The organism is Endozoicomonas sp. YOMI1 (genome assembly GCF_024606345.1).
Taxonomy (GTDB): Bacteria; Pseudomonadota; Gammaproteobacteria; order Pseudomonadales; family Endozoicomonadaceae; genus Endozoicomonas.
Genome location: NZ_JAHHPM010000403.1, coordinates 1 through 7,395 on the forward strand (window position 1 = coordinate 1; position 7,395 = coordinate 7,395).

The 7,395-nt window shown below is 47.9% G+C and carries 5 protein-coding genes; 2 read left to right on the forward strand and 3 right to left on the reverse strand.

From position 1 onward, the window contains the following. The first annotated feature begins 228 nt into the window (after window positions 1–228). Both KDK15_RS14345 and sbcB read left to right on the forward strand, forming a co-directional pair. Window positions 229–1,968, forward strand: a complete 1,740-nt coding sequence (locus tag KDK15_RS14345; RefSeq protein WP_257296069.1) for a hypothetical protein — start codon at window positions 229–231, stop codon at window positions 1,966–1,968. A gap of 48 nt (window positions 1,969–2,016) precedes the next feature. Then, the gene (gene sbcB / locus KDK15_RS14350; RefSeq protein WP_257296070.1) at window positions 2,017–3,468 is read left to right on the forward strand and encodes an exodeoxyribonuclease I; all 1,452 of its coding nucleotides are present in this window, start codon (window positions 2,017–2,019) and stop codon (window positions 3,466–3,468) included. Window positions 3,469–3,579: 111 nt separating this feature from the next. Here the strand turns inward: sbcB and KDK15_RS14355 are convergent, their stop codons facing one another. The 3 genes from KDK15_RS14355 to aspA all read right to left on the reverse strand — a co-directional run bounded on the left by KDK15_RS14355 (window position 3,580) and on the right by aspA (window position 7,245). Next, window positions 3,580–3,963, reverse strand: coding sequence for a response regulator (locus tag KDK15_RS14355; protein ID WP_257296071.1), 384 nt, complete (start codon window positions 3,961–3,963; stop codon window positions 3,580–3,582). Between the two features lie 625 nt (window positions 3,964–4,588). Further along, window positions 4,589–5,242: a response regulator transcription factor gene (locus tag KDK15_RS14360; RefSeq protein ID WP_257296072.1), complete on the reverse strand. Its 654-nt coding sequence runs from the start codon at window positions 5,240–5,242 to the stop codon at window positions 4,589–4,591. A gap of 578 nt (window positions 5,243–5,820) precedes the next feature. Beyond that, window positions 5,821–7,245: an aspartate ammonia-lyase gene (aspA, locus tag KDK15_RS14365; protein WP_257296073.1), complete on the reverse strand. Its 1,425-nt coding sequence runs from the start codon at window positions 7,243–7,245 to the stop codon at window positions 5,821–5,823. Window positions 7,246–7,395 lie beyond the last annotated feature (150 nt).

Consider the following 7,395-nt stretch of genomic DNA (forward strand, 5'->3'; position numbering starts at 1 on the left):
CATGATAGATCGTGCCAGGCACCCTTCGACTCCGCTCAGGATGAACGGAGAGTGAATTCAAAATGCCGGAATTATTTAAGGATCATTACTTGTTGCTGAGCGAGAGCATTTTGTATTGGGAGGAATCAGGACGCCTTGCCTGATCTTGCTACACTGAGGACTGCAGTAATTTTCCGCCGACTAGCAATTTACGGTTACCCAACCCTTTTTAAACGTGTATTGAATTTTATGTCTGAACTTAAACGAGCTATCAGCAACGACACGGTCGATAGTCTGAAAAGCAAGTACCTGACCTATTTTGGCGTTAAATCGAAAAAAAACCTCAAGGCCGAACTGGTTAACTCAATCGCAGAAGGTCTGACAGACCGGACGATCCTGAAAACATACCTGGGGAAACTGTCAGAACTTGAGATGGCCTTATTGCAAGAGTCGCTGTTCAATTATGGTGGTTTGATTGATCGGGACCGCTTCAAACTGAAATACGGTGACTTTCCGTATAAATCAAAAAGCAGCCGTTGGTTCTATCGACATGAGCCATCAGACGCTGTCATGGTCTTTTTCTACACTGTGGACTCTGACTGGTACAACATTCGAAAAATTCCGGAGCCGGTGATGGCTTCCCTAAAGCAGCTGATTTCAAAACCTGAGCCGGACAGGTTGAAAACCTCAGCCTTGCCAGAACCTCTGCCTGAACGTCATGTACTGTTTGAACGGGAACGGCTGGCCCTGAGTGAGCTGCATTCAATACAGTTGTTATTGCAGGATAAGCAAATCAAAGTCAGTGAGAAAACAGGGATCGCCTCAGGGGCGACGCTGAAAAAAGTGTCTTCCGCCGTGCATGAATACTATAGCGACGACGAGTGTGATGATGCGAAAGGTTGCGAGTCCATGCTGGCTTACGGCTGGCTGAGACTACTGGGCAACAGTAAATTTACCAAACAGTCAGGCACTACACTGATTCCGGCCAAAAAGACAGATCGCAACCCGGCTGACACCATCAGGGACATGTGGGCTCAATGGTTGAATAATAAGAAAGAAGACGAATTTCGTCGTATTGATCGCATCAAGGGACAAAACGGCAAAGGGAAGCGTTATTTCACCGATGTACTGAAAAGAAGAGAGGTCATTGTTGCTTACCTGAAGGGGTGTGAAGTCAATGCCTGGATTGCCTTTGCAGATTTTGCCAATTTTATGTTCATTACCGGTGCTGACCTGGAAGTGACAACAGCACTACACCATCTCTATATTTACAATCCGGATGATGGTCAGCTCGATGGAAGGGGTTGGGATTATCTGGAAGTCCGTTATTTGCGTTGCTTCCTGCTGGAGTACGCAGCAACCCTGGGGCTGGTGGATGTGATAATGGCTCCCCCCAATACCGATGAGAGCTTTGATGATGAATACGGCGATATGGAGTGCCTCAGCCGCTACGATGGTCTGCGATATTTCCGCCTGACGCCATTGGGTCAGTACGCACTGGGTCTGACTGACCATTATAAAGCAGACCAGGAGTCAACTGAAACGTCACTGACCATTCAACGACAGGGACGCATTGCCTTTGATCATGAGCCGACGCCTTGGGAACAGCGCTTCCTGTCACTGTACGCTGATTATCATAAGGATCATACCTGGAAATTATCCCGTAAAAGGATGATGGAAACATTGCAGATTGGCGGTAGCGTCGATGAATTAAAGACCTTCCTTCAGGCCCGGGATGATCAGCCCTATTTACCGGAAGATTGTGAGAGTATCCTTAAGCAGGCGGCGGCCAATGTCGGGGGCGTGGAGATAAAAGAAGAAGCACTGATCGTGAACTGCAAAACTCAGGAAATTGTCGAGTTTATTATCAATGATAAAGTGCTGTCCAAGTGGTGTCAGCCGCTGGGTAAGCGGCAAATCGTGATCCCCAAAAGTAAAGAGAAGAAGTTTAAAGAGAGCCTGAACTCTGTTGGGATCGGTTGTGTCTGATTTCAAGGAGGTAGTGGTGTTTTATGAACAACAGTGAAGGGGAGTGAAATGCAGTCTTTTTATTTTCACGACTATGAAACTTTCGGTACCGACCCCGCACTTGACTGGCCAGCTCAGTTTGCGGGTATCCGGACGGATGCAGAGTTGAATGAGGTGGGAGAACCGCTGAATATTTTCTGTAAGTTGCCGGAAGACCATCTGCCTGACCCTATGGCCTGTCTGGTAACCGGTTTGACACCACAGAAGGTTAACGAGCAGGGGGTAGTGGAGCCAGAATTTATTCGCCGTATTCATGCTGAGTTTATGGTGCCAGGCACTTGTGCTTTGGGCTATAACACTATCCGTTTTGATGATGAGGTAACCCGGAACATCCTCTACCGGAATTTTTATGACCCCTACGCACGGGAGTGGCAGAATGGCAACAGTCGCTGGGATTTAATCGATCTGGTCAGAATGACTGCGGCTTTGAGACCTGAAGGCATTGAATGGCCGTTGCGTGAGGATGGTTGCAAAAGCTTCAGGTTGGAGGAGATTACTGCCGCGAATGGTCTGGATCATGGTGCAGCCCATGATGCCTTATCGGATGTCCGTGCAACTATTGCGCTGGCAAGGTTGATTCGGCAGCGGCAGCCCAGAGTGTTCCAGTTCTATTTGTCTCATCGTGGTAAACGTGAAGTTGCCGGGTTGATAAATCTGGTCAGCCAACAGATGGTTGTGCATGTATCCGGAATGTTTGGAGCACAGCGAAATAACCTGGCCGTTGTGATGCCGCTGATTGATCATCCGGTAAACCGCAATGGTGTTGTCGTTTATGATCTGTCTGTAGATCCGGCACCCTTGTTGAATTTATCGGTGGATGAAATACGACGTAGGCTGTTTACGCCCGCTGATCAATTAGGCGATGGGGAAGCACGAGTTCCGTTAAAGACCATTCATGTTAATAAATGCCCGGCGGTCGCTCCACTGAGTGTTCTGAGAGCCGAAGACCAGGATCGTCTTGAATTAGACCTTGCCGGGTGTGAAGCACACCGGAGCCAGTTGCAGGCTGACAACAGGCTGGCAGCAAAACTCAGAGCGGTGTTTTCACAGTCACCAGCGATGAAGCACACGGATCCTGATCAGATGATTTATTCAGGTGGTTTTTTCTCGCCTGCAGACAAAAACGAAATGAGCCGTATTGTTTCATCCAATCCTTCACAGTTGCCTCAACTTGGTCTCTCGTTTTCCGATAAGCGGCTGGAAGAGATGCTGTTTCGTTATCGTGGCCGACACTATTTTGAAACCATGGATAAAGAAGACCAGGGGCTTTGGAAGCAATATTGCCGGGACCGGTTGTCGGGTGTGTTGCACCCGGAAAATAATCAACTGTTAACGCTTGATCATTTTTGGAACGAATTGAAAGAGGCTCAGGCAGTGGCTGGGGAAGATTTGGAAAAGCAGCAACTACTGGTACAACTGTCTGATTATGTGCAGGGCCGTGAGAATATTCTATCCAATTAGGATTTTTATTTGTCAGCTATTGAGTGGGTAACCGGTTAAAGACTGTTTACTGAAAGCGTGGCCATCCCAATAAAGCAGCCTGTAAGCACATAGGGTTTTATGTGCTTAAGCTTATTGGATTGACTGTTTGACGACAAGGTTCAGCTGTTCTGCCAGTCGGCCGTAGATGGTGGGTTTTTCAATGTAATCCACAGCGCCCGCTTTAATGGCTGCAACAGCGCTGGATACATCATTGTGATGTCCAAGGATGATAACCGGAACCTGATGGTTGCCACTGGCCAGGTCCTGCATCAGATTTAAAGCCTGGCCATTGGGCTGGTCATTTGCTGCAATGATACAGGATGGTTGATCGGCCTTAAGTGCATTTAACAGTTCAAAATGTGAACTGAAGCAAATAAGCTTCATGGATTTTTCATGGCACAGGCTGCGAATAGTTTCGGTAGTGCCGGAATCCTGTTCCAATAAGTAGACTGAGCAGTGGGTTGCGAGGTTCATAAAGGCAGCCTTGCGATAATAAGAAACCTGTCGTTTGCAATGAGCAATGAGCGTTGCAATGAAACAGCTGTAAGCAAAAAGCTACTGTTTATCGATAACTTACGGATAGGATTGGCATGCAAAGAAGCCTGCGGGTTATTCCGTCGTTAACAGCAGCTCAAGAAGCAACCTTTAAAATACGAAATACATTCTGATCAAATTAAGTCGAAATTGTTTAGAAAGTATTTCACCGTTTCTTCTTGCCGTTGTCTAATGGTGCAACTTCAGTTTAGGTTTAGCTGGCTTAATCCTGAATGGAGGGATGTACTTGACGTTATTCGGCGAGTACCTAAGTATCTGGCTGTCTGTTCGTTCAAATATTATATTATTCGTTTAGATCATTTTTTTATAATTAAACGGAAATTATAATGGGTCGTTATTTGGTCAATCCCGTAATGACTTTGGGGTAATTCCCTTTTAGAAGCAACTGAATTACTTTTCATTCCATTAGCCAAGGCATCGGAACTTTATATGGGTGTATCAAGCTGGCTGTGTAACTCATTAAAGAATGATGAGCTGATGTCGCTTAAGCAGAATTGGCTCCGCAACCTCGTAGAGTGAGGTCTACGGAGCAAGCAGGTGCAGCTTAGATTTTGAAGTTAAATTCGCCTTCCAGATGATCTTTTACCTGCATGACCTGACGTACCAGGTGAGCAAGGGACTTGGTGCCCATCTTTTCCATAACGCGGGAGCGATGGATTTCCACAGTGCGCTGACTCAGGTTGATATCTGCGGCGATGACCTTGTTGGCTTTACCCTCAACAACATGGTGCAGTACTTCACGCTCACGGTCAGTAAGGGTCGACAGCCTGCGGAGAATTTCCTTGTGCTCCAGCAGTTCTCTTCTCTGCTGCGTATCCAGTTTCAAGGCATCGTTGATCAGGTCCAGCAGCTCCTGGTCGCGGAAAGGTTTCTGAATAAAGTTCATAGCGCCATCTTTGATGGCCTGAACCGCCATAGGTACATCACCGTGACCCGTGATGAAGATGATGGGAAGAATACAGTGCATTTCATTGAGCTTGCTCTGGAGCTCAAGTCCGCTCATGCCGGGCATTCGGATATCCAGCACGATACAGCCAGGCCGGTTTTCATCGTAAACTTCAAGGAACTCAGCAGGTGAAGAGAAGGCTTCGACAGTCTGACCGACTGACTTCATCAACATTTTCAGCGAGTCACGCACAGCCTCGTCATCATCGATGATAAATACGGTTGGTTCTTGCTTCATGTCCTGTTGCTGCATAATGACTCCACTGTAAGAAGTTTGCCGTATAATTTGGTGTTTTCGCCATCAGGCTGGAAAGAAGTGATGCGGGAAAGCCATAATTAACGCTCTTTGAGCATCAACCGCGTTACCCGGAAGGTTGGCCGGAAGTCACACAGGTTGAAAAAGATTGCTTAAAAGCCGTGGAATTCGCTCTGTGTTTTAGCGTCTCTTGGCAAAGAGTTTAGCAGAGTGTGATGCTGTTGCTTTATCCGGGCAAATAAAAAAACAACTCCGGCTTTCACTGGAACTTTTTTTGAAGATCAGTAGTTATGTTCGCAGTTTATGCAGAGTAATACTTCCCGCAGGCATCAATTTCTTCTGGTTTTGTACCAGTATTTCCGTTGAATGCGTAAATTTACCGGTTATGTAACGCAAATAAACATCAACCTGAGTGAGGCGCATTATATTAGATGATATTTCCTGTATTGTTATCAGGGATAATACTGTCGGCGCTGTGGTTTTGTGCGTAGACGGGGGTTGTGAGGGGTACGTTAAATGAAAAAGGCCTGTACATGTACAGGCCCCTTCTCTGAGATCTGTGTGTTGTTAAATCATCAGTGAGCAGACTGACTCAGATTCAGTGGCGCAATCATGTTTTCCGGTTTCAGGATCTCTTTTAGCTGCTCTTCGGTCAGCAGGCCTTCTTCCAGAACCAGGTCAACCACACGACGGCCGCTCTTCAGGGCAGTCTTGGCAATGCGACTGGAGTTTTCGTAGCCCAGGTATGGGTTCAGTGCGGTAACCAGACCAACACTGTTGTCTACATAGCTCTGGCACACGTCACGGTTGGCGGTTATGCCTTTGATGCATTTCTCGGTCAGCATATTCATGCCGGCAGACAGCTGTTTGATAGACTCAAGAATCTTGTAAACCAATACTGGCTCAGCGTAGTTAAGCTGCAGCTGTGCGGCCTCAGAAGCCAGGGTTACGACCATGTCGTTACCAATGACGTGGAAAGCGATCTGGTTCATGGCTTCCGGGATAACCGGGTTTACTTTACCAGGCATGATCGACGAACCAGGCTGCATTTCTGGCAGGTTGATCTCGTTAAAGCCACACAGTGGACCACTGGAGAGCAGGCGAAGGTCGTTGCTGATTTTCGACAGCTTAACCGCCAGACGCTTCAGGGCACTGGAAAAAATAACGAAAGCGCCCATATCGGAAGTGGCTTCCACCAGGTCGCCAGCCAGGATCATTTCCTGACCGGAGATTTCACTCAGGTATTTAACAGCCAGTGGTGCATAGCGGCTGTCGGCAGTGATGCCGGTACCGATCGCCGTACCACCCAGGTTCACTTCACGCAGCAGCGCGGCCATTTCACCGATACGCTGAATGTCTTCACCGATGGTGGTGCTGAAGGCACGGAATTCCTGACCCAGGGTCATAGGAACCGCGTCCTGCAGCTGGGTACGCCCCATCTTCAGAATGTCCTTGAACTCGTTGGCTTTGACGTCCATAGCATTTTTCAGGGTCTTGATGGCTACCAGCAGTGTCTTGTGCTTGAGCACCATGGCCAGACGCATCGCTGTAGGGTATACGTCGTTGGTAGACTGTGCCATGTTAACGTGGGTGTTCGGGTGCAGGTACTGGTATTCACCACGACGATGACCCATCAGCTCCAGGGCACGGTTACAGATGACTTCGTTGGCATTCATGTTGGTGGAGGTACCCGCACCACCCTGAATCATGTCAACAACAAACTGATCGTGCAGTCGGCCTTCGATGATCTCATCACAGGCATCAGCAATCGCTTCTGCTTTGTGCTGGTCCAGCATGCCCAGATCACGGTTCGCCAGTGCACAGGCTTTCTTTACCATGGCCAGAGCCCGTGGCAGGTTGGCATAGTGGTTCAGCTGAACACCACTGATCTGGAAGTTCTCCACGGCACGCTGGGTCTGGATGCCATAGTAAACATTTTCCGGAACTGAAGCTTCACCCAGCAGGTCGTGTTCAATTCGGTATTGGGTAAGGTCTGTCATTTTCTTGGCCTGAGATAGCGCCTTACTTGCGCACTTGAGGAAAATCATTAGCCTGCGAGGGATAAGCCTGTCCAGGAGCCTGTCGGACTTAAGATTGTCCTACTGCGGTTGCGATAAATTGGTCTAAAAATTCCTGCTTCTTCGTCAAAT

What these genes read in the sequence shown, in the direction of transcription:
- KDK15_RS14355 (WP_257296071.1), bottom strand. Translation starts at nt 3,963, where the DNA reads ATGAACCTCGCAACCCACTGCTCAGTCTACTTATTGGAACAGGATTCC.
- sbcB (WP_257296070.1), top strand. Translation starts at nt 2,017, where the DNA reads ATGCAGTCTTTTTATTTTCACGACTATGAAACTTTCGGTACCGACCCC.
- KDK15_RS14345 (WP_257296069.1), top strand. Translation starts at nt 229, where the DNA reads ATGTCTGAACTTAAACGAGCTATCAGCAACGACACGGTCGATAGTCTG.
- KDK15_RS14360 (WP_257296072.1), bottom strand. Translation starts at nt 5,242, where the DNA reads ATGCAGCAACAGGACATGAAGCAAGAACCAACCGTATTTATCATCGAT.
- aspA (WP_257296073.1), bottom strand. Translation starts at nt 7,245, where the DNA reads ATGACAGACCTTACCCAATACCGAATTGAACACGACCTGCTGGGTGAA.